22 protein-coding genes are annotated in these 24,536 nt (G+C 73.1%); 9 read left to right on the top strand and 13 right to left on the bottom strand.

The features are described 5' to 3' along the window. The 4 genes from VGB14_01165 to VGB14_01150 form a co-directional block, all read right to left on the bottom strand. Nucleotides 1–404, bottom strand: a 404-nt coding sequence (locus VGB14_01165) for an ATP-binding protein (GenBank protein ID HEX9991514.1), incomplete at its 3' end; no start/stop codon positions are given. 322 nt (nucleotides 405–726) lie between these two features. Further along, entirely contained in the window at nucleotides 727–915 is a 189-nt protein-coding gene (locus tag VGB14_01160; GenBank protein HEX9991513.1) for a hypothetical protein, read from the bottom strand. Between the two features lie 97 nt (nucleotides 916–1,012). After that, on the bottom strand, nucleotides 1,013–1,486 hold the full coding sequence (locus tag VGB14_01155) for a hypothetical protein (protein ID HEX9991512.1): 474 nt from the start codon (nucleotides 1,484–1,486) through the stop codon (nucleotides 1,013–1,015). A 19-nt stretch (nucleotides 1,487–1,505) separates the two neighbouring features. Then, entirely contained in the window at nucleotides 1,506–2,621 is a 1,116-nt protein-coding gene (locus VGB14_01150) for an acyl-CoA dehydrogenase family protein (protein HEX9991511.1), read from the bottom strand. A 64-nt stretch (nucleotides 2,622–2,685) separates the two neighbouring features. Between VGB14_01150 and VGB14_01145 the strand changes: the two genes are divergently transcribed. After that, nucleotides 2,686–3,291: an MBL fold metallo-hydrolase gene (locus VGB14_01145; GenBank protein HEX9991510.1), complete on the top strand. Its 606-nt coding sequence runs from the start codon at nucleotides 2,686–2,688 to the stop codon at nucleotides 3,289–3,291. Further along, nucleotides 3,288–3,659 (top strand): hypothetical protein, encoded by a 372-nt coding sequence (locus VGB14_01140; protein HEX9991509.1) that lies wholly within the window; start codon nucleotides 3,288–3,290, stop codon nucleotides 3,657–3,659. The genes VGB14_01145 and VGB14_01140 overlap by 4 nt, the downstream gene beginning before the upstream one ends. A gap of 3 nt (nucleotides 3,660–3,662) precedes the next feature. On the opposite strand, the gene VGB14_01135 is transcribed toward VGB14_01140, so the two are convergent. Beyond that, nucleotides 3,663–5,813, bottom strand: coding sequence for a glycogen debranching N-terminal domain-containing protein (locus tag VGB14_01135; GenBank protein HEX9991508.1), 2,151 nt, complete (start codon nucleotides 5,811–5,813; stop codon nucleotides 3,663–3,665). Between the two features lie 86 nt (nucleotides 5,814–5,899). Between VGB14_01135 and sufC (VGB14_01130) the strand changes: the two genes are divergently transcribed. From sufC (VGB14_01130) to VGB14_01120, 3 genes are read left to right on the top strand one after another with little or no spacing between them, the layout of a single operon-like run. Next, complete coding sequence (sufC, locus tag VGB14_01130) at nucleotides 5,900–6,643, top strand: Fe-S cluster assembly ATPase SufC (GenBank protein ID HEX9991507.1); 744 nt, start codon at nucleotides 5,900–5,902, stop codon at nucleotides 6,641–6,643. Continuing rightward, nucleotides 6,634–7,872, top strand: a complete 1,239-nt coding sequence (locus VGB14_01125; GenBank protein HEX9991506.1) for a SufS family cysteine desulfurase — start codon at nucleotides 6,634–6,636, stop codon at nucleotides 7,870–7,872. Before sufC (VGB14_01130) ends, VGB14_01125 begins: the two co-directional genes overlap by 10 nt. Nucleotides 7,873–7,892: 20 nt before the next feature. Further along, entirely contained in the window at nucleotides 7,893–8,381 is a 489-nt protein-coding gene (locus tag VGB14_01120; protein ID HEX9991505.1) for an SUF system NifU family Fe-S cluster assembly protein, read from the top strand. Here VGB14_01120 and VGB14_01115 read toward each other — a convergent pair. The 3 genes from VGB14_01115 to VGB14_01105 are packed head-to-tail and all read right to left on the bottom strand — an operon-like array spanning nucleotide 8,378 to nucleotide 10,646. Continuing rightward, nucleotides 8,378–8,668, bottom strand: coding sequence for a 4a-hydroxytetrahydrobiopterin dehydratase (locus VGB14_01115; protein ID HEX9991504.1), 291 nt, complete (start codon nucleotides 8,666–8,668; stop codon nucleotides 8,378–8,380). The two genes, VGB14_01120 and VGB14_01115, sit on opposite strands and share 4 nt — an antisense overlap. After that, nucleotides 8,665–9,480 (bottom strand): alpha/beta fold hydrolase, encoded by an 816-nt coding sequence (locus tag VGB14_01110; GenBank protein HEX9991503.1) that lies wholly within the window; start codon nucleotides 9,478–9,480, stop codon nucleotides 8,665–8,667. Before VGB14_01110 ends, VGB14_01115 begins: the two co-directional genes overlap by 4 nt. Then, nucleotides 9,480–10,646, bottom strand: a complete 1,167-nt coding sequence (locus VGB14_01105; GenBank protein ID HEX9991502.1) for an LLM class flavin-dependent oxidoreductase — start codon at nucleotides 10,644–10,646, stop codon at nucleotides 9,480–9,482. The genes VGB14_01110 and VGB14_01105 overlap by 1 nt, the downstream gene beginning before the upstream one ends. Nucleotides 10,647–10,758: 112 nt before the next feature. Here VGB14_01105 and VGB14_01100 point away from each other — a divergent pair, with 112 nt between their 5' ends. From VGB14_01100 to VGB14_01090, 3 genes are all read left to right on the top strand, one after another. Beyond that, entirely contained in the window at nucleotides 10,759–13,572 is a 2,814-nt protein-coding gene (locus VGB14_01100; GenBank protein HEX9991501.1) for an FG-GAP-like repeat-containing protein, read from the top strand. A 55-nt stretch (nucleotides 13,573–13,627) separates the two neighbouring features. Then, complete coding sequence (locus VGB14_01095; GenBank protein ID HEX9991500.1) at nucleotides 13,628–16,447, top strand: FG-GAP-like repeat-containing protein; 2,820 nt, start codon at nucleotides 13,628–13,630, stop codon at nucleotides 16,445–16,447. A 388-nt stretch (nucleotides 16,448–16,835) separates the two neighbouring features. Then, nucleotides 16,836–17,729, top strand: a complete 894-nt coding sequence (locus VGB14_01090; GenBank protein ID HEX9991499.1) for a hypothetical protein — start codon at nucleotides 16,836–16,838, stop codon at nucleotides 17,727–17,729. A gap of 22 nt (nucleotides 17,730–17,751) precedes the next feature. Here the strand turns inward: VGB14_01090 and sufC (VGB14_01085) are convergent, their stop codons facing one another. The 5 genes from sufC (VGB14_01085) to sufB form a co-directional block, all read right to left on the bottom strand. Next, entirely contained in the window at nucleotides 17,752–18,486 is a 735-nt protein-coding gene (gene sufC, locus VGB14_01085) for a Fe-S cluster assembly ATPase SufC (protein HEX9991498.1), read from the bottom strand. Nucleotides 18,487–18,610: 124 nt separating this feature from the next. Next, on the bottom strand, nucleotides 18,611–18,928 hold the full coding sequence (locus tag VGB14_01080; protein HEX9991497.1) for a non-heme iron oxygenase ferredoxin subunit: 318 nt from the start codon (nucleotides 18,926–18,928) through the stop codon (nucleotides 18,611–18,613). Further along, nucleotides 18,928–20,184 (bottom strand): SufD family Fe-S cluster assembly protein, encoded by a 1,257-nt coding sequence (locus VGB14_01075; protein HEX9991496.1) that lies wholly within the window; start codon nucleotides 20,182–20,184, stop codon nucleotides 18,928–18,930. Before VGB14_01075 ends, VGB14_01080 begins: the two co-directional genes overlap by 1 nt. A gap of 52 nt (nucleotides 20,185–20,236) precedes the next feature. Continuing rightward, nucleotides 20,237–20,572, bottom strand: coding sequence for a hypothetical protein (locus tag VGB14_01070; GenBank protein HEX9991495.1), 336 nt, complete (start codon nucleotides 20,570–20,572; stop codon nucleotides 20,237–20,239). Between the two features lie 50 nt (nucleotides 20,573–20,622). Further along, nucleotides 20,623–22,026, bottom strand: a complete 1,404-nt coding sequence (gene sufB, locus VGB14_01065; protein ID HEX9991494.1) for a Fe-S cluster assembly protein SufB — start codon at nucleotides 22,024–22,026, stop codon at nucleotides 20,623–20,625. A gap of 141 nt (nucleotides 22,027–22,167) precedes the next feature. Here sufB and VGB14_01060 point away from each other — a divergent pair, with 141 nt between their 5' ends. Next, the gene (locus tag VGB14_01060) at nucleotides 22,168–24,534 is read left to right on the top strand and encodes a hypothetical protein (protein HEX9991493.1); all 2,367 of its coding nucleotides are present in this window, start codon (nucleotides 22,168–22,170) and stop codon (nucleotides 24,532–24,534) included. Nucleotides 24,535–24,536 lie beyond the last annotated feature (2 nt).

Below are 24,536 nucleotides of genomic sequence, written 5' to 3'. Positions count from 1 at the left end.
CCGAGGCGGATGAGCTCCTGGGGGACCGGGGCCCGCCCCGGCGGGCCGGTGGCGCCGGCCAGCGCCTGCCCGACCGGCCCGTCGAGCGGGAGGCGGCCGGCGGCGAGGTCGCGGAAGGCGCCGGGAAGGGCGGCGGCGTCGGGCACGACGTCGCCCAGGGCGTCGAGCAGGAGCTCGAAGGGCCGGCCGAGCGAGCCGGGGTCGGCCTGGCCGGCGAGCACGGGGGTGCCCGGGGGGACGGCCTCGACCAGCTCCTGCACGAGCCGGGTCTTGCCGATCCCGGCCTCGCCGCTGATCAGCGCCACCTCGGGGGCCTTGAGGGTGGACAGCAGCGACGCCAGGCGACCCAGCTCGGCAGAGCGCCCGACCATCACCGGGCTCAATCCGGACCGACCGACGAGCATGGGACGAGCGTACCGGCGGGGTGTGACAGCCTCCCGGACCAGGTGGACCGCCCCGGTGGGCGCCGTCGTCAGAGGACCCGGGCGGGCGGGCGGAGGAGGCGAGCGCCAGCGCCCCGAGGGGTGCAGCGGCCTGCACGCCGGCGCCGGACGACGGCCTCGCAAGCCGACGCGACGACCAGCCGCGCCCCGAGGGGTGTGGCGCCGGGCGCCGGGCGTCGGACGCGCACCGAGCGCCGCCCACGGGGGGCCGGCGCTCGGCGGGAAGGGGTACGGGTCGGGCCGGGCGGCCGCTGGCGCGGGCCGGGCGGCGTGGGGGGTGGGGTCAGGCGGCCTGGCAGGGCTCGGCGGCCATCGCCGGGGCCACCGGCAGCTCCATGAGGTCGGCGGGCACGATGCTCGGGACGACCAGACGCCGGCGGAGGCGGGGGGCCGACCGGCGCTCGGCCGCCTCGGACAGGAGGGCCCGGCTCCGGTCGTCGGCGATGGTGGCGCTGTGGATGGGGTGCGGCATCACTGCTCCTCCTGGTGGTTCTCGTCCATCACAGGATGCGCCCCTGAACCAGTGCGCCACATCGACAGGTCGCCGTATTGCGCGACGTAGTCACCGTCTACGTATGACGATCGTCACCGGACCCGGTCGGCTCGTCCGGCCCCTCGACGGGCCGGCCGACGGCGCCGATGGCCACCAGGTAGTCGAGGTGGGCGGTGAGCACGGCGTCGACCTCGGCCGGCGTCACCTCGAGCCCCTCCGCCGCCGCCCGCTCCAGCACCCACGGCCTGGCCTCCTCGTCGCCGACCACGACGGGCGCGCCCGACACGGCCGCGTCGACGTCGGTCGGGACGCCCTTCGCGTCGAAGTGCAGCAGGTGGAGGCGGAGCAGGGCCCGCACGTCGTCGTGGCTGAGCGAGGCGCTCACCTCGAACGGGACGTGCTCGGCGACGTAGTCGACGGCGGCCTCCAGGTCGACGACGGCCCGGGGCGGCGCCGTGCCCAGCCGCCCGGCCTCCCGCCCGACGGCGGCCGCGGCGATGGCGAACACGACCAGGCCGACGAGCACGGCGACCACGACGACGACGGCCACCCGCCGGCCCCCCGCCGCGCTAGATGCCGATGCGCTGCGCGAGCAGCTCGCGGTGGTACGTCGGGTCCCCGAAGAGCAGCTCGGAGGACTTGGCCCGCTTGAAGTACAGGTGGGCCGGGTGCTCCCAGGTGAAGCCGATGCCGCCGTGGATCTGGATGTTCTCGGCGGCGGCGTGGAAGTAGGCCTCGGAGCAGTACGCCTTGGCGAGGCTGGCCATGGCCGGCAGCTCGTCGTTCAGCTCGGACGCGCACCAGCCGGCGTAGTAGGCCGCCGACTTGGCCGACTCCACCTCGAGGAGCATGTCCGCGCACTTGTGCTTGATGGCCTGGAACGAGCCGATGGGCCGGCCGAACTGGACCCGCACCTTGGCGTACTCGACCGCCATCTCGAGGCACCGCTGGGCGCCGCCGACCTGCTCGGCGGCGAGGGCGACGGCGGCGAGGTCGAGCACCCGCTGGAGGACGGCCCAGCCCTCGCCGTCGGTGCCGACGAGGCGGGCCGGCGTGCCGTCGAAGTCGAGCTTGGCCTGCTTGCGGGTCTGGTCCATCGTCGACAGCGGCGTGCGGGTCAGCCCGTCGGCGTCGCCCGGCACGGCGAAGAGGCTGACGCCGGCGTCGGTGCGGGCGGCCACGAGCACGAGGCCGGCGGTGTGGCCGTCGAGCACGAACGACTTGGTGCCGGCGAGCGACCAGCCGTCGCCGTCCCGCGTCGCCCGCATGGTGATCCCGGCCTCGTCCCACCGCCCGCTCGGCTCGGTGAAGGCGAGGGTGGCGATCGTCTCCCCGCCGGCGATGCCGGGCAGGAGCTCCTTCTTCGCGGCGTCGTCGCCCGAGTGGAGGAGGGCGTTGGCGGCGAGGGCGACGGTCGAGAAGTAGGGGGCCGGCAGCAGCGCCCGGCCCATCTCCTCGAGGACGACGATCAGCTCGACGTAGCCGTAGCCGGAGCCGCCGAACTCCTCGGGGACGACGAGCCCCTGGAGGCCGAGCTGCTCGGCCATCTGCCGCCAGACGCCCTCGTCGTAGCCGGCCTCGGTCTCCATCAGGCGACGCACCGTGGGCTCGTCGGACTTGGCCTCGAGGAACTGCCGGACCACCCGGCGCAGCTCTTCCTGCTCCTCGCTGAACGCGAAGTTCACGGCGACCCCCCGAGGGCGGTAGACAACCAGCGGCACTCCTTGTCTACTAGACCGGACGGTCAAGATGACAACGCACTACCAGGACGAGCAGGCCGAGATCCACAAGGTCGTGGTCGGCCCGATGGACAACAACGTGTTCGTGCTGCGGTGCCGCGCCACCGGCGAGGCCGTGCTGCTCGACGCGGCCAACGAGCACGAGCGGCTCCTCGACCTCTGCCGGCGCCTGAACGTGCGCCGGGTGCTCGAGACGCACGGGCACTGGGACCACATCCAGGCCGTCCCGGCCGTCCGCGATGCCGGCTACGAGGTCGGCGTCACCGCCGAGGACGCCTCCATGCTCCCGTCCTACGACTTCGTGCTGGAGGACGACTCGGTCGTCGAGGTCGGCCGGCTCCGGCTGCGGACGATCCACACGCCGGGCCACACGGCCGGCTCGATGTGCTTCCTGCTCGAGGGCTCGCCCGTGCTGTTCAGCGGCGACACGCTGTTCCCCGGCGGCCCGGGCGCGACGAAGTACGGCGGCGACTTCCCCACGATCATCCGCTCGATCGACGAGAAGCTGTTCTCGCCGCTGGCCGCGGAGACGATCGTCATGCCCGGCCACGGCGACGACACGACGATCGGGCGGGAGCGGCCCCACCTCCAGGAGTGGGTCGACCGGGGCTGGTGACCACCCACGAGGAGCGGCCGATCGACCCGACGCCGCTCCACACCGACGACCTGCCGGCCCTCCCCCAGCGGGACCGCCGCATCCCGGCCTCCGCCTGGGTCGAGGCGCCCGCCGCCCTCGTCCACCTCGGCGACGACCTCGGCACCGCCGAGCCGACCTACCTGCGCCGGATCGGGCGGTGGCTGCTGTGGCGGTCGGGCCCGCCCACCCACGGCGACGCCCGGTACCTCGCCGTCGCCGCCGACGACCTCGACCGGCACTGGACGTTCCGCCTGTTCCCCGACGGCACCGGCGAGGGCGACGCCCCCGACGGCGCGACCCACACCAGGTTCAGGACCTGGAAGGAGGCCCTCCGGGACGCCGGCTGAGGGTCAGGACGAGGTCGCCGTTATCGGGCGGCGAGGCGACTTGATCAGCGTGACCTCCGGGGGGAGGCCCTCGACGGAGACGTCGTCGCCGTCGACCTGGACGGTGATGCGGCCGCCGAGGATCGGGATGCGCTCGATGCGGAGGCGGCGGATGTCGGGCGGGAGCGCCGGCGCCAGCCACAGCTTCCCGGCCGGGATCCACGGGTCGATGCGCAGCAGGGTGCGCAGGAACATGAGCGGCGCGGCGGCGGACAGGGCTTTCGGCGCCGACGTGCCCGGGAAGGCGACGGGCACGGGGAGCTCGTCCCGGTCGATGCCGCTGACCAGCTCGGGCAGGCGGCCACCGCAGGCGGCGGCGGCGTCGAGCATGCCGCCGATCAGGCGGTGGGCCTCGTCCACGAAGCCGTAGCGCATGAGGCCGGCGGCGGCGAGGGCGGTGTCGTGCGGCCACACGGAGCCGAGGTGGTGGCTGAGCGGGTTCCACCCGGCCATCGACCGGCCGAGCGTGCGCACCCCCCAGCCGTTGAACAGCTCGGGGCTGGTGAGCTGCTTGGCCACCATCGACGCCCGGTCCTCGTCGAGGATGCCGGTCCAGAGGCAGTGCCCGACGTTCGAGGCGAGCGCGTCGACCGGCACCTTGTCCCGGTCGAGGGCCATCGCCAGCCAGCCCCGGTCGTCCATCCAGAAGTCCCGGTTGAACGCGGCCCGCAGCTTCCCGGCCTTCGCCGCCCAGCGCTCGTAGCCCTCGGCGTCGCCGGACTCCCTGGCGAAGTGGGCCCTCGCCACGTAGGCGGCGTAGACGTAGGCCTGCACCTCGGCGACGGCGAGCGGGGCCACGCCGGGCCGGCCGTCGGCGAAGCGGATGGCGCCCTCGGTCTCCTTCCAGCAGAGGTTGTGCGGGCTGCGGTCGCTCGCCCGCTGGTACTCGACGTAGCCGTCGCCGTCGCGGTCGCCGAACTCCTCGATCCAGGCGAGCGCCCGGTCGGCGTGGGGCAGCAGCCGGTCGACCACCTCGGGGGCGAGCCCCCAGCGCCGCAGCTCGCCGAGGAGGATGACGAACAGCGGGGTGGCGTCCACGCAGGCGTAGGAGACGAACCCGCCGAACGACAGCGACGCCGACGCGTCGAACCGCAGCTCGTAGAGGATGCGGCCCGGCTCCTCCTCCGACCGCGCGTCCACGTCCTCGCCCTGGAAGCGGGCCAGGGTCTCGACCACGCCGAGGGCGAGGCCGGGGTCGGCGAGGAGCGCGAGGTAGGCGGTGAGCAGCGAGTCCCGCCCGAACAGGCTCATCGCCCACGGGGCGCCGGCGGCCACCACGGCCCGCTCCGGGTACTCGGGGTCGAACACCCGCAGGGCGGCGAGGTCCTCGGTGCTGCGGGTGACGATCACGTCGAGGGCCGGGTGGTCGCTCACGACCGTCGGCACGTCGCGGCGCCACGACTCCAGCCGCTCGACGGCCTCGGACCGCTCGATCGGGCTGCCGCACCGCCACCGCGGCTCGATCTCCTCGCCCTCCAGCACGAAGGCGACCTCGAGGCAGGCCCGCCACGCGCCCTTGGGCGGGATGATGACCTCGTAGGTGACCGACCCGGGGGCGACGCGCGCCGCGCCCTCGCCGGCGAGCGTGAGGCGGACGACGCGGCGGTTGTCCCCCCGCCGGTAGTGCACCTCGATCCGCCCGTCGACCACCTCGGCCCACGGCTCCGACCGCGGGGGGCGACCGGCCCGGAGCTCGGCCACCGTGGCGAAGTCGGCGGCGAGGAGGACCTCGACCTCGCAGTAGGCCGGCTCCTCGGCGAAGTTCCTGACCTCGAGGTCCTCCCGGAGGCCGAGGCCGAGGTAGCGGTTGCGCCGCAGGAGCAGGGTGCTGTCGGTGCCGACGGGGGCCGGCGAGCGGGCGACGAACATCGCCGTGAACGGCTCGCCGCCGACGGCGGCCAGCGGCTCGGGCACCTCGCCGTTCAGGCGGACCTCGAGGCGGGAGAGGTAGCGGGTGTCGCGCAGCCACACGCCGTCGGCGCCGCCGGGGACGACGTCCCCCGAGCGGCGGGAGATGCAGAAGGCCGGCCCCTCGACGAGGGTGACGGCCAGGGGGTCGAGCGCCGCTCCCGGACCGCCCGGCTGCCCTGAGGGTGGCGACCACCACTGGGACACGCGCGGTGACGTTACCCACGCTCCCGGCCCGCCGGGGGGCACGTTCGACATTTCCCCTATGCCGGTAGTGCTAATACACTGCCGGCATGGACGTGCCGCTGTTCGAGATCGAGGGCCTGCACGTCGCCGCGGCCGGTCGGGAGATCCTGAAGGGCGTCGACCTGGTGGTCCGGGCCGGCGAGGTGCACGCCCTCATGGGGCCGAACGGGTCGGGCAAGTCGACCCTCGCGACCACCCTGCTCGGCAGCCCCGAGTACGAGGTGACGGCCGGGCGGATCCTGTTCAAGGGCGACGACGTCACCGGGTGGGACACCGACGTGCGGGCGAAGGCGGGCATGTTCCTCGCCTTCCAGTACCCCCAGGAGATCCCCGGCGTCTCGGTCATCAACTTCCTGCGCCAGGCGCTGTCGGGCCGGAAGGGCATCGACCTGTCGGTCCTCGAGCTGCGCCTCTCGATCATGGAGTGGATGTCGCGGCTGGAGATGGACCCGTCCTTCGCCGACCGCTACCTGAACGAGGGCTTCTCCGGCGGCGAGAAGAAGCGCAACGAGATCCTCCAGATGGCCGTGCTGGAGCCGGACTTCGCCGTCCTCGACGAGACGGACTCCGGCCTCGACATCGACGCCCTGCGGGTCGTGGCCAGGGGCGTCGAGGAGGTGCGGAGGGACCGGCCCGACCTCGGCGTGCTCGCCATCACCCACTACCAGCGCCTGCTCCAGGAGATGACCCCCGACCGGGTGCACATCCTCCTCGACGGCCGCATCGTCGACAGCGGCGGCCCCGAGCTGGCCGAGCGGCTGGAGCGGGAGGGGTACGAGGCGTGGCGCTAGCGGCCGACCCGCTCGACGTCGCCGGCCTCCGGCGCGACTTCCCGCTCCTCGCCCGCCACGACGGCCCGCTCGTCTACCTGGACTCGGCGGCCACGTCGCAGAAGCCCCAGGCCGTGCTCGACGCCATGGCCGACTTCTACGAGACGGCGAACGCCAACGTCCACCGGGGGGTCTACGGCCTGGCCGAGGAGGCGACGAGCCGCATGGAGTCGGCGAGGGAGCGGGTGGCCCGCTTCGTCGGCGCCCGGTCGTCCTCGGAGATCGTGTTCACGAAGAACGCCACCGAGGCGATGAACCTCGTCGCCCACACGTGGGGCCGGGCCAACCTCGGCCCGGGCGACGCCGTGCTCCTCACCGTGATGGAGCACCACAGCAACATCGTGCCCTGGCACATCCTCGCCGCCGAGCGGGGCTTCGAGCTGCGCTGGGTGCCGATCGGGCCGGACGGGCACCTCGACCTCAGCGACCTCGACCGGCTGCTCGACGGCGTGAAGCTCGTCGGCCTCACCGCCATGTCGAACGTGCTCGGCACGCTGAACCCGGTGGCCCGCATCGCCGAGGCGGCCCACGCCGCCGGCGCCGTCGTGCTGGCCGACGGGTGCCAGTACGTGCCCCACCTGCCCACCGACGTGGCCGACCTCGGCGTCGACTTCCTCGCCTTCTCCGGCCACAAGATGTGCGGCCCGACCGGGGTCGGCGTGCTGTGGGGCCGGGCCGCCCTGCTCGACGCCATGCCCCCGTTCCTCGGCGGCGGCGAGATGATCCGGGACGTCCGCCTCGACGGGTTCACCTGCAACGAGCTGCCGTGGAAGTTCGAGGCCGGCACGCCGCCGGTGGCCGAGATCGTCGGCCTCGGCGCCGCGGTCGACTACCTCGACGCCGTCGGCATGGACAACGTGCGCGAGCACGAGGTCCGCCTCGTGGCCGGCGCGCTGCGCACCCTGACCGAGCGCTTCGGCGACGACCTCACCGTCCACGGCCCGTCCGAGCCGGCCGAGCGGGGCGGGGTGCTGTCGTTCACCTTCCGGGACCTGCACCCCCACGACGTGTCGCAGGTGCTCGACCAGCACGGCGTGTGCGTCAGGGCCGGCCACCACTGCGCCAAGCCGCTGATGCGGGAGCTCGGCGTGGGCGCCACCGCCCGCGCCTCGTTCTACCTCTACAACGACGAGGCCGACGTCGAGGCGCTGGCGGACGCCCTCGACGCGACCGCGACCTTCTTCGCCTGACCCGCCGGAGGAGCCCGACCGTGCCCCAGCTCGAAGACCTCTACCGGGAGATCATCCTCGACCACTACCGGAACCCGCGGAACCGGGGCGAGCTGCCGGTGCCGCCCGCCCACCGGGCCGAGGGGTTCAACCCGCTGTGCGGCGACGAGGTCGTCGTGTTCCTCGACGTCGACGGCGACACCGTCCGCGACGTGCGGGTGAGCGGGCAGGGCTGCTCGATCAGCCAGTCGTCGGCGTCGATGATGGCCGCGGCGGTGAAGGGCAGGACGCTCGGCGAGGTCCGGGCCCTCGACCGGGCCTTCAAGGGGATGATGTCGATCCACGAGCAGGCCCTCGACGGCGAGGGCGAGGACGAGGTGGCCGCCGCCGACCTGAAGCTCGGGGACCTCGAGGCGCTCCGGGGCGTGGTGAAGTTCCCCGTGCGGATCAAGTGCGCCACCCTGCCGTGGCACACGCTGTCCCAGGCCGTCGCCGAGGTGGCGGCGGACGGGACGGTGGCGTCCTCCTAGCCCTCGCCGAGGGTCGTGTTGATCTCGGCCGCGAACGTGAGGTCGGCGTCGGTGACCCCGCCGGCGCTGTGGCTGACGAGGTCGATGCGGACGGTGTTCCAGCTGTTGGACCAGTCCGGGTGGTGGTTCCGCTTCTCGGCCACGAGCGCCACCATCGTCATGAACCCGAAGGCGTCGACGAAGGACGGGAACTCGAGCGTGCGGTGGAGCTTGCCGTCCACGAGGTCCCAGCCCTCGGGCAGGCGGGCGCGGACGTCGTCGTCGGCGAGGACGGTCGGGTCGCTCATGCCGACATCGTGCCAGGCCGGGCGAACGCCCTGACCAGCCCGGCCAGCGCGTCGGGCCGCTCGACGGCGAGCAGGTGGGCGGCGCCGTCGAGGACCTCCAGCCGGGCGCCCGGGATGCCGGCGACGTAGGCGTCCGCGTGGGCCGGCGGCACGAGCGTGTCCTGGGCTCCCCTGACGACGAGGGTCGGGGCGCTGACCCGGTGGAGGCGGCGGGGCAGCTTCGGGTCGTGCAGGTACGGGTTCCACCCGAGCCGGGCGGTCGCCGCCTGGTGCTGCAGCATCGGGCGGAGCACGGCGAAGTCGAGCTGGCCGGGGGCGACGTGGCGGAGGCCCCTCGCCACCTGGGCCATCGGGAAGTCGGGGTCGGCGAACAGGTCGTCGACCAGCTCCCAGGGCCGGCGGCCGAAGATGTCGCCGATCTCCGCGCCCTTCAGGTACAGGCCGACGGGGTTGACGAGCACGAGCCGGCCGACCCGGCCGGGGTGGCGGACGGCCAGCTCGACGGCCATCCACCCGCCGAGCGAGAGGCCGACGACGACCGGGTCGCGCAGGCCGAGCCGGTCCCACAGGTCGACGAGGTGGAACACGGCGTCGTCCATGTCGTCGACCTGCTCGATGCCCTCGCTGCCGCCGAAGCCGGGGAACATGGGGGCCACGACGGCGAACTCGTCGGCCAGCAGGTCGAGCAGGGCGAGGCCGTCGCCCTCCCCCACCGCCGAGTGGAGGTAGACGAGCGGCGGGCCGTCACCGCCCCTGCGGACCTCGACGGCGCCGAGGTCGGTGGCGACCCGCTCGACGGTGACGGCGCCCATCACGCGGCCGCCGGGTCGCGCAGGACGGGCCGCCCCTCGGGGAACCGCTCGCGCAGGCGGGGCATGACCTCGGCGGCGAACAGCTCGAGGTTCCGCCTGGTCAGGTCGGCCGGCAGGGTGCCGAGCTGGAACAGCCCGAGCAGGTTGCCGGCCCCGAGGCGCTCGAGGTTGGCGACGAGCCGCTCGTAGACGGTCTCGGGCGACCCGGCGATCACGTACTGGCCGGCCAGGGTCTCCTCCCAGCTCGACAGGCTCGCGGCGAACGTGCCGTGGGCCTTCACAATGTGCTCCATGGACCGCAGCGACGTGTAGCCGGGCGGCGAGATGTCGATGCCGGGGAGGAGCCGGCGGACGAAGTACCACCAGTGCTCCTCGAACTCGGCCCTCGCCCGCTCGTCGGTCTCGGCCACGTAGATCGGCGTCAGCCAGCCGGCCTGGCGGGGGTCGTAGGTGTAGCCGGCCCGCTCGCACGCCTCCCGGAACAGCCGGAACTGGCGGTCGAAGACGTCGATGTGGAAGTAGGGGATGCCCATGTAGGCGTACCGGTGGCGGGCGACGAAGTCCATCGTCTCGAGGGAGCCGGCGCCCGGGATCCACACCTCGGGGTGGGGCCGCTGCACGGGCTTCGGCCAGGTGTTGAGGAACCGGAGCCGGTAGTGCCGGCCGATGAACTCCTGGGGCCCGTCCTCGGTCCAGGCCTTGATGATCAGGTCGTGGGCCTCGGCGAAGCGCTCCCGGGCGTGGGCCGGGTTGATCGAGAACGAGTAGTACTCCGGGCCGCCGCCGACCACGAACCCGGCGATGAGCCGGCCGCCCGACAGGTTGTCGAGCATGGCGAACTCCTCGGCCACCCTGGTCGGCGGGTCGTACAGCGGCAGCGCGTTGCCGACCACGGCGATGCGGACCCTGGACGTCTCCCTGGCGATGGCGGCGGCCATCAGGTTGGGCGACGGCATCAGCCCGTACGCGTTCTGGTGGTGCTCGTTCACGCACACGCCGTCGAAGCCGAGCTCCTCGGCGTACACCAGCTCGTCGAGGTAGCGGTCGTACAGCTCGGAGCCGATCGCCGGGTCGTACAGGCGGTTCGGCACCGTCACCCACGCCGGCCCGTCGTAGTCGGCCGGGAGGCCCGGGTACGGCATCAGGTGGAAGCTGAAGAAGCGCACGGCGCGGCAGCGTAACCCTGACCCGCGGGTCAACTTCCCGACGATTTGAGAATGCCTTAACGGGGCCGCCGGTACGGTCCCATCGGCACATCTGGGGATCGAAGGGGGAGCCATGCGAGCTGGGGGACGGCGTCTCGCCGTCATGCTGTCGGCCGCGCTGTTGGGGGCGACGGCAGCCGTCACGATGCCGGCGGGGCCGGCGTCGGCGCTCGAGCCGGGCGACAGCCAGCGGTTCGACACGTGGGCCGGCTACGAGGTCAACCGCTATCCGGTGGAAGCGCTCGCCGGCGACTTCGACGAGGACGGCTCGCCCGACGTCGCCTGGGTGCGCAACGACTTCTTCGAGAACACGCTGAGCGTCACCCTGAACCTGGGCGAGGGCACCCTCGACGACCCCGTCGAGTACCCGGCCAACGAGTCCTCCACCGACGGCGACCTCGCCGACCTGAACGGCGACGGGCACCTCGACGCCGTCGTCGTGGCCGACTTCTCCTCGACCGTCGACCTCTACTTCGGCGACGGCACCGGCGCGTTCACCCACGCCACGACGCCGGGCGGCGACGACCCGGCCCAGGTCGTGGCCACCGACCTCGACGGCGACGGCGACGCCGACCTCGCCATGACCAACTCGTTCTTCAGCGCCAGCGTGAGCGTGCTGCTGAACGCCGGCGACGGCACCTTCGGCGCCGAGACCGTCTACCCGGTCGGCGAGCGGCCCGGCGGCATCGTGCCCACCGACTTCGACGCCGACGGCATCCTCGACCTCGTCGTGGCCGCCGGCGGGTTCAGCGGCGGCGAGCTCGCGCTCTACCCGCTCCTCGGCGACGGCACCGGCGACTTCACGCCCGGCGACCCCGTGCCGTTCCCCGGCCTGGCCGAGTCCCCCGTCCTCGCCGGCGGCGACTTCGACGACGACGGCGACCTCGACTACCTCACGGCCGGCATCCGCAGCGACGGCACCACCCTTCTGCGCAACGGCGGCGACGGCACCTTCACCACCGACCAGATCCCCGGCGGCTTCTCCTCCGGCGACATCGAGGTCCTCGACCTCGAGCCCGACGGCGACCTCGACGCCGTGAGCGCGACGTTCGGGTCGAGCCAGAGCGGCGACATCACCGTCCTGCGCAACGCCGGCGACGCCACGTTCACCACGGCGTCGCTCACCTCGAGCCAGCAGCCCATGGGCATCGACGTGGCCGACTTCGACCTCGACGGCGACCCCGACGTGGCCGCCGCCAACCGGGGCAGCAGCCTCGGCGTCATCCACCCGGGCAGCGCCGGCGGCACCTTCGAGCAGCCGCCGCAGGCCCCGCTGTTCGCCCCGCCGTTCAAGATCACCACCGGCGACCTCGACGGCGACGGCGACACCGACGTGGCCGCCAGCATCCAGGGCTTCTCCACGTCCGACCAGGTCGTGCAGCTGCTCCTGAACGACGGCACCGGCACGCTCGTGCCGAGCGGCACGGTGCCCGCCCTCGGCCGGCCGTTCTCGATCGACGCCGCCGACTTCGACCTCGACGGCGACGACGACCTCGTGTGGCAGCTGGCCGGCTACTCCCAGCCCGACGTGGGCGTGGCCCTCAGCAACGGCGACGGCACGTTCGCCGACGCGTTCGCCATCCGCGAGAACGACTGCGCCCCCGGCCAGATCAGCACGGCCGACATGGACGGCGACGGCGACCCCGACATCGTGATGCCCGACGAGGGCGGCGGCGAGTTCGGGTCCGACTGCGTCCAGGGCCAGTCCGTCACCATCATCCCGAGCCTCGGCGACGGCACGTTCGGCAACGGCATCCGGGTCGAGACCGAGGCCCTGCCCCAGCACGCGCTCGGCGCCGACATGGACGGCGACGGGCTGAACGACGTGGTCTCCGCCCACCTCTCCGGCAACGGCGGCGACCTCGCCGTGGCGCTGAACAACGGCGACGGCACGTTCGCCCAGCACGTGGAGATCGACACCGGCCGCAGCCACCGCGAGATCGCGGCCGCCGACCTCGACGGGGACGGCGACGTGGACGTGGCCGGCGTGGACACCGACGACGGCATCACCGTGTTCCTGAACGACGGCAGCGGCGTGGCCTTCACCACCGAGGTGTACGACGGCGAGACCGTCAACGGCTACCTCAACGCCGTCGCCATCGACATCGGCGACGTGGACGTGGACGGCGTGCCCGACATCGCCGTCGCCAACTGGACCGGCAACGACGTCGGCGTCTGGTACGGCCACGGGGACGGCACGTTCTCGCCCCGGGCCATCCACTACGGCATGAACACCGCCATCACCGACCTCGAGCTCGCCGACTTCGACGGCGACGGCCTGGTCGACGTGGCCACCCCGAACACCCAGGCCAACGCCACCACGATGGCGTCGGCGGGCAGGACGTCCGCCAGGGCGGCCGAGGCCGGCGCGGTGCGGGCCGAGGCGGTGGCCGCCGCCCCGAACGGGGTCAGCGTGGCCTTCAACGACGGCGCCCCGCAGTGCACGGTCAGGGGCTCCACCGGCGACGACGACGTCACCGGCACGCCCAGGGCCGACATCATCTGCACCTTCGCCGGCAACGACACGGTCAACGGCCGCGGCGGCAACGACGTGATCGTGACCGGCGCCGGCGACGACCGGGTCCTCGGCGGGGACGGCGACGACACCATCGACGTCGGCACCGGCCGGGACTACGTGCTCGCCGGCGACGGCGACGACGCGGTCCTCGCCATCGACGGCAACGACCGCCTCGAGGGCGGCGGCGGCCGCGACCGGCTGACGAGCGGCACCGGCAACGACCGCCTGTACGGCGGGGCCGGCGTCGACACGCTGGTCGCGGGCAAGGGCCTCGACCTCCTGAACGGCGGGCGCGGGCACGACCGCTGCAACGGCGGCGCCGACCGCGACCAGTCCACCAGCTGCGAGGTCCGAGTCAACATCCCCTGATGCCCGGCGCCCGTACGTACGGGCGCCAGTCACGATCGACCCCCCGGAGGGGCACATGCAGAGGTTTGGGAAGCGGGCGGCCGGTGCCGTCGCGGGCCTGCTCGTCTCGGCGACGGCAGTCCTCGTGGCACCGGTCGCCCCGGCCGGCGCCGCCGAGCCGGGCGACAGCGCCCGGTTCGACACGTGGACCGGCTACCAGGTCGGACGGGCCCCGATCGAGGCGCTGGCCGGCGACTTCGACGAGGACGGCTCGCCCGACGTCGCCTGGGTCAGGAACGAGTTCTTCGAGCCGTCCATCGCCATCACGCTCAACCTGGGCGAGGGCACGCTCGACGACCCCGTCCCCATCCCGGCCACCGACCAGTCGACCGACGGCACCGTCGCCGACCTGAACGGCGACGACCACGTCGACCTCGTGGTCGTGGCCAGGGGCAACGGGTTCGACAACGAGGTCGTCGACCTGTACCTGGGCGACGGCACCGGCGACTTCACGAGGACGACGACCCCCGGCGGGCACGCCCCGAACCAGGTGGTCGCGGCCGACCTCGACGGCGACGGCGACGACGACCTGGCCATGACCAACACCGGCACCGTCCCGACGGTCAGCGTGCTCATCAACGCCGGCGACGGGACGTTCGCCCCGGAGGCCACCTACCCGGTGAACGACGGCGCCTACGGCATCGTCGCCTCGGACCTCGAGGGTGACGGCGACCTCGACCTCGTGGTCGCGGCCAACGGCGCCGACTTCTCGGAGTTCGCGCTGAACCGGCTCGTGAACGCGGGCGACGGCACGTTCACGCCGGCGGCCCCGCTCACGTTCTCGGGGACGGGCAGCCAGATCGTGCTGGACGCGGCCGACCTCGACGGCGACACCGACGAGGACCTGTTCGCCGGCGGGTTCGGCGAGTCCCACTTCCTGTTCGTCAACGACGGCACCGGCGACTACACGGCCGAGCCGGTCCCGAGCGCCGGGTTCAACTCCGGCGACGTCGAGCTGGCCGACCTCGAGGGCGACGGCGACGTCGACGCGGTCAGCGCGACGTTCGGCTCGAGCTTCACCGGCGACGTCACCGTGTTCCGCAACGCCGGGGACGCCACGGTCGCCCCGGAGACGCTGATCTCGAGCCACCAGCCGATGGGCCTCGACCTCGCCGACTTCGACATCGACGGCGACCTCGACATCGCCGCCGCCAACCGCGGCAGCGGCCTCGGCGTCATCCACCCGGGCGGCCCCGGCGGCACCTTCGAGCAGCCGGACCAGCAGCCGCTGTTCGCCCCGCCGTTCAAGATCACCACCGGCGACCTCGACGGCGACGGCGACACCGACGTGGCCGCCAGCGTGAACGGCGGCTCGGCCAACAGCCAGGTCATCCAGGTGCTCCTGAACGACGGCGCCGGCACGCTGGTCCCGGCCGAGAGCATCCCGGCCGGCGGCCTGCCCCAGTCGGTCGACGCCGCCGACTTCGACCTCGACGGCGACGACGACCTCGTCTGGCAGCTCCTCGGCGGCCGGTTCGAGGAGGTCGGCGTGGCCTTCAGCAACGGCGACGGGACCTTCGGCGACGCCGTCCTCATCGACGTCAACGAGTGCCTGCCCGGCCAGGTCACCACGGCCGACATGGACGACGACGGCGACCCGGACATCCTGATCGCCGACGAGAGCGGCCAGGGCTTCGGGACCGGCTGCGTGCAGGGCCAGACGGTGACGATCCTGCCGAGCAACGGCGACGGCACGTTCGGCACGCCCTTCGCCGCCGGCGTGGAGTTCGCCCCGCAGCAGGCGATCGGGGCCGACGTGGACGGCGACGGCCTGAACGACGTCGTCAGCGCCCACCCGACCGGCAACGGCGGCGACCTGTCCGTCGCGCTGAACCTCGGCGGCCGGGAGTTCGCCCCGCACGTCGAGATCGACAGCGGGACCGGGCACCGTGAGATCGACGCCGCCGACCTCGACGGGGACGGCGACCTCGACATCGCGGCCGTCGACTTCGACAACACGATGACGGTGTTCCTGAACACCGGCGACGGCGTCACCTACACGATCACCACGTACCAGGGCGAGGCCATCGGCAACCTGCTGAACGGCGTGGCCGTCGACATCGGCGACGTCAACATCGACGGGTTCCTCGACATCGCCGTCGCCAACCGGTCCGGCAACGACGTCGGCGTCTACTTCGGCAACGGCGACGGCTCCTTCGACCCGCTGCCGCTGCACTACGGCATGAACGCCGACCTGTCCGACATCGAGCTGGCCGACTTCGACGGCGACGGGCTCCTCGACGTGGCCGTGCCCAACACGACCGCCGCCGTCGGGGCGGCGGCCACGGCCCGGTCCGCCACGGCGTCCGCGTCGGCCGAGGCGTCGGTGTCGGCGCTCGCGGCCGCGCCGAACGGCGTGTCGGTCGTGCTCAACGACGGCAACCCGGAGTGCACGGTCAGGGGCGGGAGCGGTGACGACAACCTCACCGGGACCCCGCTGGCCGACATCATCTGCACCTTCGAGGGCAACGACACCATCAACGGCCGGGGCGGCAACGACGTCATCCTCACCGGGGCCGGCAACGACCGGGTCCTCGGCGGCGCCGGCGACGACACCATCGACGTCGGCACCGGGAAGGACTTCGTGTCCGGCGGCGACGGCAACGACGTCGTCCTGGCCATCGACGGCAACGACCGCCTCGACGGCGACGCCGGCCGGGACCGGCTGACGTCGGGCACCGGCAACGACCGCCTGAACGGCGGGGCCGGGGTCGACACGCTGGTCGCCGGCAAGGGCGCCGACGTCCTGAACGGCGGCCGCGGCCGGGACCGCTGCAACGGCGGCGCCGACCGCGACCAGTCCAGCGAGTGCGAGGTCAGGATCAACATCCCCTGACCGCGCCGGGACCGGAGAGAGGGGCGGCCGCCGCGTGCGGCCGCCCCTCTCGCGTCCAGACGACAGTGGTGTAATTTGGTGTCCCAGCGTTGGGGATCCCGATGCATACGCAGGAGCGCCATGGTGACTGACTATCGCCACGATCCCGAGTACGCACTCCGATGGCCCGCCGACTTGTTTCGAGAGGAGGTACTGCGCCTCGTTCGTGCTGCACGGCAGTGGGGCGCCACCTATGACTGGCGGGAGGAAGTGATTGTGCTCCTCCGGCAAGCGTTTCCTTCTGACGTTCCGGTTCAGGAATTTGAGAGGGCACTGGACTCGCAACCGGCCTCGTACCCCGTCTATGACCCGAACGAGGAGCCGTTCTAGTATGGGTGCCCAAAGAGCCGTGAACTGGCTGGAGCAGCTGGCCGAATCTGCGCCGGTGTTTCCGAATGCCAACGAACGGCGACCGTACTGGTCACAGAGGTCGTCGCTTGATCATTCGAGAGTCGAGGTCCGTCTGCCTGCGGTCGTTCGCCGAGTTCGGCGGCTCATCGATGAACTCGAGCGCGAGCACTTGTTCTCGGAAGCACTCGGGTTCGAGTGCGTCGACGGGAATGGACGCAGCGACACGAGCGCAGCGACCGAGCTTGAGCGGCGCGTGCGGAAGGCGCACTTGCTCGACGTCGCCGACGAGGCGTGGAGTGCAGACGACCTCTGCGACTTCCTTGAGGTGTTCCATGACATGGCCTCGCGCCCGACTCGTGGATGGGAGCACGATTTCTGTAACTGCGGTTGGCACCCGACGGCGTACTCGAAGCGGTCGGGGCAGGCGCTATACCGCTGGCGAGTCAACGAGGAGCTCGCCAACACCTCCCTCGGTCTCAGAATGGCGACCGATGGAGAAGACATCGGGCGCATGGTGCGCGTCACGCCGCCTGCGCTAGCCGAACTCGAGTCCTATGCCTCGGAGTCGAACGCCCCCGATCGAGATGAGTTGAGGCACGCAGTTGCGATGTACCGATCGCGGGGAGCGGGACGCAACGCGAGACGGTCGGCTGTGATCGCACTCGCCCGCCTACTGGAGGATCGCCGTCAGCTGCTCAAGCGAGAGCTCTTCACGGGCGACGAACAGGCGCTCTTCAACATCGCGAACAACTACGACCTGCGCCATCGCGGCGTAAACCAACGATGCCACTACGATGACGCCTTCCTCGATTGGGTCTTCCATTGGTATCTCGCCACGATCCGCCTCGCCGACGTGTTAAGCGAGAGGAACACACCAGCCGGCCCACGGTAGACGAGCTTGTACCGCCCCCGTCTTAGGCGTGGGCGGCGTAGGCCGCGTAGCCGGTCGTCTCCAGCTCGGCGGCCAGCTCGGGGCCACCGGAGGCCACCACCTCGCCCTTCACGAGGATGTGCACCCGGTCGGGGCGCAGCTCGTGGAGGAGGCGGCTGTAGTGGGTGATGGCCAGCACGCCCAGCTGCTGTTCGTGGGTGGCCTGCTCGATGCGGCGGCTGACGGCCCGGAGGGCGTCGATGTCGAGGCCGGAGTCGAGCTCGTCGAGGATGGCGATGCGGGGCTCGAGCACGGCCAGCTGCACGGTCTCGTTGCGCTTCTTCTCGCCGCCTGACAGGTCCACGTTCAGCGAGCGGCGCAGCAGCGACCGGTCGAGGCCGATGCGGTCGGCCTCCTCCCGCATCCGGGTGACGACCACCGACGGGTCGCGGCCGGCGGCGACCAGCGCCTCGGCCACCACGTCCTCCACGGCCACGCCGGGCACCTCGGTCGGGTACTGCATGGCGAGGAACAGCCCGGCCTGGGCCCGCTGCCACGGCTCCATGGCCAGCACGTCGGCGCCGTCGAGGGTCACCGTCCCGCCCGTCACCTCGTAGCCGGGGCGGCCCATGATCACGTGGGACAGGGTGGACTTGCCGGACCCGTTCGGGCCCATGACGGCGTGCACCTCGCCGCTCGCCACGGTGAGGTCGATCCCCCGGAGGATCTCCTGGCCCCGCACCCCGGCCCGCAGGCCGCGGATCTCCAGCGTCGTCATGCGACCGGCGTCGGCCGAAGGCCGACTCTGCTTCTCGGCCCGCGAGCGGGTGGCAGGAAGGGGTGGGGCCCGGCCCCGACCAGGGGCCGGGACGGGGCCCCCGCCTGACAGGACCCGTGAGCCCTCACGGCAGGCGGACGACCACGTCGGTCCCGTCGACGCGGACGGCGTAGACCGGGGTCGGCTTCGTGGCGGGCAGCGTGTTGGGCCGGCCGGTCACGAGGGAGAACGTGCTGCCGTGCTTCCAGCACTCGATCTCCTTCGTGTCCGCGTAGACCTCGCCCTCGGCGAGCGAGATGTCGGCGTGGGTGCAGCGGTCGCCGATGGCGTAGAAGTCGTCGTCGATCCGCACGACGGCGACCCGGTGGCCGTTCACGTCGAAGCGGCGGGCCGAGCCGGGCTCGACGTCGTCGACCGAGCAGAGGCGGACCTCGGTCGCCATCAGCCCGCCCTCCGCTCGAGCTTGGTCGCCACCCGGCGGCGCAGGGCGGCGACGACGGGCGGGACCGGCAGCCGGGCCAGCACCTCGTCGAAGAACCCGGCGACCACGAGCCGCTCGGCGATGGCCGGCGGCACGCCCCGGCTCTCCAGGTAGAAGCGCTGGTCCTCGTCGATCGGCCCGATGGCCGAGGCATGGCTGCAGCGCACGTCGTTGTTCTCGATCTCCAGGTTCGGCACCGACTCCGCCCAGGCGTGCTCGGACAGCTTGATCGTGCGGTTGGTCTGGAAGGCGTTCGTGCCCCGCGCCACCTTCTCGACCCGGATGAGGCCCGTGTAGACGGAGCGGGACCGCCCGCCGACCGCGCCCTTGAACAGCAGGTCGCTCGTCGTGTCGGGCGCGGCGTGGTCCTGGAAGGTGCGCAGGTCGAGGGTCTGGTCGGCCTCGCCGAAGTAGACGGCGAGGAGGTCGCCGCTCGCGCCCCGGCCCTCCATGCGGCAGTCGGTGCGCAGCCGCGCGTAGTCACCGCCGAGCGCCGCCGTGCAGGCGAGCAGGCTGGCGTCCCGGTCGACCCGGCTGACCAGCGAGCCGACCTGCCACACGGCGAGGCCGAGGTCCTGCACGCCGAGCCAGCGGAGGCGGGCGGCGGGGGCGGCGTCGAGCTCGACGACCGGGACGACGAGCCCGGCGACCGGGTCGGACCCGGTGTAGCCGAGGACGGTGACGTCGCTGTCCTCGCCGGCCCTGACCACGACGCGGGGGAAGGTGGCCAGGCCCGGCGTCGACAGCCAGGTGGCCACGACGACGGGCCGGTCCACGGTCATGCCCCTCGGCACCCGGACCACGATGGGCTCGGCCGCGAACGCGTCGTTCATCTCGGCGAACACGTCGGTCGGGCGCTCGGCCACGGCGCCGAGGTCGCCCTCGCCGGCCGGGCCGACCTCGAGGCCCTTCGCCGCCAGCGCCGGGTCGACCTCCCGGTGGACGACGCGCCCGTCGACGGTGACGACCAGCGCGGACCGCTCGGCGACGGACTCGCCCAGCTCGGCCAGCCCGGCGGGGATGCCCGAGGGGGCGGGGCCGTCGAGCCGGTAGGCGTCGAGGTCGAGGTCGGCGATGCGGCTGTAGCGCCACACCTCCTCGTCGGTCGACGGCAGGCTGGCGGCGGCGAAGCGCTCGGCGGCGGCCGCCCGCCGGTCGCGCAGCCAGCCGGGGCCCGGCAGGGCGGCGGCGGCGTCGATGGTGAACGGTCCAGGCACGGCGACCGGCCAGCCTACCGGCGGCCGGCGGCGCCCCGGCCCCGAGCCGGGATCAGCGCCCGCGGCCGAAGACCCGCTTCCAGAACGGGCGGCGCCGGCGCTCCTCCTCGATCTCGGCGAGGATCTGCGGGCCGGCGGCGTTCACGATGTCCTCGGCCTCGTCCAGGACGGCGGCGACGTCGGGCGCGTCGGGGCGGGCCGGCGTCGGCGGCGTGACGAGGGTGCCGTAGCTCCAGTTCACGTCGGCCAGCCGCCGCTCGTACCTCGGGCAGTCCTCCGGGCAGCGCCACGGCGCCTCGGGCGCGAGGTCGAGGTTGCACTTGCGGACGGCCTCGCCGTTCGGGTAGGTCCGGCTCTCGAACTGCTTGCAGTCCTGCCGCATCGGCATGGCCGGGAAGTGTACGGGCCGGTCCCGGGGACCGGCCCGTCACCTCGGCCTCAGCCGACCGAGCCCTCCATCTGGAGCTCGATCAGGCGGCTCCACTCGACCGCGTACTCCATGGGCAGGGTCCTCGTGACCGGCTCGATGAAGCCGTTCACGACCATGCCCATGGCCTGCTCCTCGGTCAGGCCCCGGCTGCGCAGGTAGAACAGCTGCTCGTCGGCCACCTTCGACACGGTGGCCTCGTGGCCGATGCGGGCGTCGCGCTCGCCGATCTCCTGGTACGGGTAGGTGTCGGTCCGGCTGTGCTCGTCGAGCAGCAGGGCGTCGCACTGGACGTGGCTGCGGCAGCCGTAGGCGCCCTCCTCGACCCGGACGAGGCCGCGGTAGCTGGTGCGGCCGCCGTCCTTCGAGATCGACTTCGAGACGATCTTCGAGGACGTCTCCGGAGCGGCGTGGACCATCTTCGCCCCGGTGTCCTGGTGCTGGCCGGCGCCGGCGTAGGCGACCGAGAGCACCTCGCCGGTGGCCTTCGGGCCCATCAGGTAGACGGCCGGGTACTTCATGGTCAGCTGCGACCCGATGTTCCCGTCGATCCACTCCATGTGGCCCTCGGCCTCGACCCTGGCCCGCTTGGTGACGAGGTTGAAGACGTTGTTCGACCAGTTCTGGATGGTCGTGTACGTGACGTGGGCGCCGGGGCGCACGACGATCTCGACGACCGCGGAGTGCAGCGAGTCGGTGGTGTACACGGGGGCCGAGCAGCCCTCGATGTAGTGCACCTTCGACCCCTCGTCGGCGATGATCAGGGTCCGCTCGAACTGGCCCATGTTCTCGGCGTTGATCCGGAAGTAGGCCTGGAGCGGCATCGAGACCTCGACGCCGGGCGGCACGTAGATGAACGACCCGCCGGACCAGACGGCCGAGTTCAGCGCCGCGAACTTGTTGTCGTTCGGCGGGATCACCTTGCCGAACCAGCGCTTCACGATCTCGGGGTGCTCCCGGAGGGCCGTGTCCATGTCCGTGAACAGGACGCCCTGGGCGGCGAGGTCGTCCCGGTTGCGGTGGTACACGACCTCGGACTCGTACTGGGCCGTGACCCCGGCGAGGTACTTGCGCTCGGCCTCGGGGATGCCCAGCTTCTCGTAGGTGCGCTTGACCGACTCGGGCAGCTCGTCCCAGGCGTCGACCTGCTGGGCGGTCGGCTTGATGTAGTAGAAGATGTCGTCGAAGTCGAGCCCGGCGAGGTTGCCGCCCCAGCTCGGCATTGGGCGGCGGCGGAAGTACCGGTGGGACCGGAGGCGGAGGTCGCGCATCCAGTCGGGCTCGCCCTTCATCCACGACATCTCGCGGATGATCTCGTCGTTCAGGCCCTTCTTGGGCTTGAAGACGTAGTTCTCCTCGTCGCTCCAGCCGAGCTTGTACCGGCTGAGGTCGATGGCGAGGTCGGTGTCGGCCATGCGGTGCGTCCTGTCCCGTGCGGTCGGGGATTTCTCCTACGGCGATAGTAACAACTGCCTCCCCGGCGATCATCCCCCGGGGCGGCCTACAGCCCGACCTGGCCCGTGCCGATAGCGGTCCCTGAGGAGGTGGGAGGCCCTGTGCAACTGGAAGAGCTGGTCCTCCGCATCCCCGGCGACGAGCTCCGCGTCCGCTTCCACCCCCAGCTGACCGTGCTGAGCGGGATCGGCGTGCTCGAGCGTCAGGCGTTGGCGGAGAGCATCGTGGGCGCGCTGTCCGGGCGGGCGGAGGCGACCACCCTGACCTACCGGGACGGCGTCGGGCGGCGGGCCAGGGCGGTGTCGTCGGGCGGGCGGCTGGTGGCGACCTACGACGACGACGGCTCCCCCGCGCCGGTCCTGTTGGGCACGGTCGCGCCCGACGTCGAGGCCCTGCGGAGCCTGATGCTGCTGCACGCGGCCGACCTCGGGATGACCCTCGGCCGGCCGAGGACCGACGACCCGCCCGAGCTGGCCGAGGCCAGGGCCATGCTGCGGGCCCTGTCCCAGCAGCTGGACGAGGCGATGGCGGCGTCGAAGGTGGCCGAGGAGGTCAGGGCCGAGCTGGCCGGGATCGAGGCCACCCTGCGGGGCGCGGAGGACGGCGTGGCCCGGCGCGAGTACGCCCAGGTGCTCGCCGACCTGGAGCGGGTGCGGGCCGAGGCCGCCGCCCTCCAGGGCGGCTCGGCCGGGGTCGAGAAGGACCGCGACCTCCTGGCCGCGGCGACCGAGGCGAGGGGCGTGGCCGAGCGGTGGCGGGCCGTGTCCGACCGGCTGGCCGACCTTCGGCGGCGGTTCGGGGACCGGGACCGGCTGGCGGCCGCCGACGTGGCCGCCGCCCTGACCTACCCCGAGCGGATGCCGACCGAGCTCCCCGGCCTGGTCGCCGACCTCGAGGCCGCGCAGGCCGAGCGCAACACCCTGTCGCTGCGGCTGAAGGACCTCGCCGCCTCCCGCCTGCCCGAGCCGTCGTCGCCGACCGTGTCGGAGCTGGCCAGGGCGGAGCAGGGCGTGCTGTGGGACGCCCACCGCAAGGTCGCCGAGACGGCCAGGCGCCTCCAGGAGGCGCAGGTGGCCATGGGCGGGCTGGGCCCGGCCAGCGGCACCGCGCTCGTCGCCGAGCTGGAGGCGGCCCACCAGCGGGTCGACGAGGCCGAGCGCGACGTCGAGGGCGGCTGGCAGCGGGGGATCCTCGGCACCAGCCTCGGCGCCGTCGCCGCGCTGCTCGCCACGGAGGTGGCGCTCGGCCTCGCCGTCCTCGTGCTCGGGGCGGCCGCCGCCGTGGCCCTCTGGCTGCTCGTCCTGCCGAGGGCCCGGCTGCGCCGGGCGCTGACCGCCGAGCAGGCCGTGCTCGAACGGGCCGAGATCCCGAGCTACCTCGCCTACCAGATGCGGCGGGTGGAGGCCTCGGTCGACCCCGAGGCCCGCAAGCGCCTCGACCTCGCCACCCTCGACCACCGCACCGCGCTCGACGCCTGGCACCGGGTCGCCGGGCCGGTCAGCCCGGACGTGGCCACCCGGCTGGCCGAGGAGGTCCGGTCGTACGCGAGGGCGCTGTCGAGCCTCGGCGGCGCGGCCGAGGAGATCGAGGCCCTCCGCGACGACCTCACCGGGCGGGCCGAGCCGGCCCTCGCCGCCGCCCGCCAGGCCGTGCTCCGGGCCGTCACCCCGTTCGGCGTCGAGGACGTGGCCGTCGCCCTCGAGGAGGTGCGGGACCGCATCGCGCTCGGGCGCCTGGCCCGCCTCCAGGCCGAGCTCGAGGCGACCGAGGCCGAGGAGGCCGCGCTGGCCGCCGACCTGGGCGGGCTGCTCGACCGGGTCGGCATCGCCGAGGGCGACCTGGCCGAGCGGGTGGGCGCGCTCGACTGGGCCGTCCAGCGGGCCGAGGAGCGCCAGGAGGCGAGGACCAGGGCCAGGCCCAGGGAGGTCATCGAGGACGACCTCGTCCGCCTCCAGACCGAGGCCCGCCGGCTGCGCCGGCCGGAGTGGACGACGGTGACGGCGTCCGAGGCGACCGCGCCGGTGGCGTCGCCCGAGCTCGCCCACCGCCGGTCCGAGCTGCGGGCCCAGCTGGAGCGGGCCAGGGCCATGGAGGCCGAGGCCGAGCGCCTGGCCGACCGGCACGGCGCCCTGGAGCGCCGGGTCGCCGCCCTGGAGGCCCAGCACGGCGGGTCCGGCGAGGCGGCGCTCGCCTCGCTCGTCGCCGACGTCCAGCAGGAGCTGCTCGCCCACCTCACCGCCGCCAGCCACCCGGGCGGCGACCGCGAGCGGGTGCCGGTGCTGCTCGACGAGCCGTTCCTCCGCATCCCCGCCGAGCGGAAGTGGGAGCTGCTCGACATGCTCCTGCGCCTGTCGGAGCGGGTGCAGCTCGTCTACCTGACCGACGACCCGTACGTGACGGCCTGGGGCCGGCGGCGCGCCACCGACGCCAGCGTGCTGCTGCTGGAGCCCGAGCCCGAACCGGTCTAGGT

Source organism: Acidimicrobiales bacterium, assembly GCA_036399815.1.
Classification (GTDB): domain Bacteria; phylum Actinomycetota; class Acidimicrobiia; order Acidimicrobiales; family DASWMK01; genus DASWMK01.
Note: the sequence above shows the minus strand (reverse complement) of the source record. Positions and strands in the feature narration are given on the sequence as shown.

What these genes read in the sequence shown, in the direction of transcription:
- VGB14_01070 (HEX9991495.1), bottom strand. Translation starts at nt 20,572, where the DNA reads ATGCCGATGCGGCAGGACTGCAAGCAGTTCGAGAGCCGGACCTACCCG.
- VGB14_01110 (HEX9991503.1), bottom strand. Translation starts at nt 9,480, where the DNA reads ATGGGCGCCGTCACCGTCGAGCGGGTCGCCACCGACCTCGGCGCCGTC.
- VGB14_01115 (HEX9991504.1), bottom strand. Translation starts at nt 8,668, where the DNA reads ATGAGCGACCCGACCGTCCTCGCCGACGACGACGTCCGCGCCCGCCTG.
- sufC (HEX9991507.1), top strand. Translation starts at nt 5,900, where the DNA reads ATGGACGTGCCGCTGTTCGAGATCGAGGGCCTGCACGTCGCCGCGGCC.
- VGB14_01160 (HEX9991513.1), bottom strand. Translation starts at nt 915, where the DNA reads ATGCCGCACCCCATCCACAGCGCCACCATCGCCGACGACCGGAGCCGG.
- sufB (HEX9991494.1), bottom strand. Translation starts at nt 22,026, where the DNA reads ATGGCCGACACCGACCTCGCCATCGACCTCAGCCGGTACAAGCTCGGC.
- VGB14_01145 (HEX9991510.1), top strand. Translation starts at nt 2,686, where the DNA reads ATGACAACGCACTACCAGGACGAGCAGGCCGAGATCCACAAGGTCGTG.
- VGB14_01100 (HEX9991501.1), top strand. Translation starts at nt 10,759, where the DNA reads ATGCGAGCTGGGGGACGGCGTCTCGCCGTCATGCTGTCGGCCGCGCTG.
- VGB14_01095 (HEX9991500.1), top strand. Translation starts at nt 13,628, where the DNA reads ATGCAGAGGTTTGGGAAGCGGGCGGCCGGTGCCGTCGCGGGCCTGCTC.
- sufC (HEX9991498.1), bottom strand. Translation starts at nt 18,486, where the DNA reads ATGACGACGCTGGAGATCCGCGGCCTGCGGGCCGGGGTGCGGGGCCAG.
- VGB14_01080 (HEX9991497.1), bottom strand. Translation starts at nt 18,928, where the DNA reads ATGGCGACCGAGGTCCGCCTCTGCTCGGTCGACGACGTCGAGCCCGGC.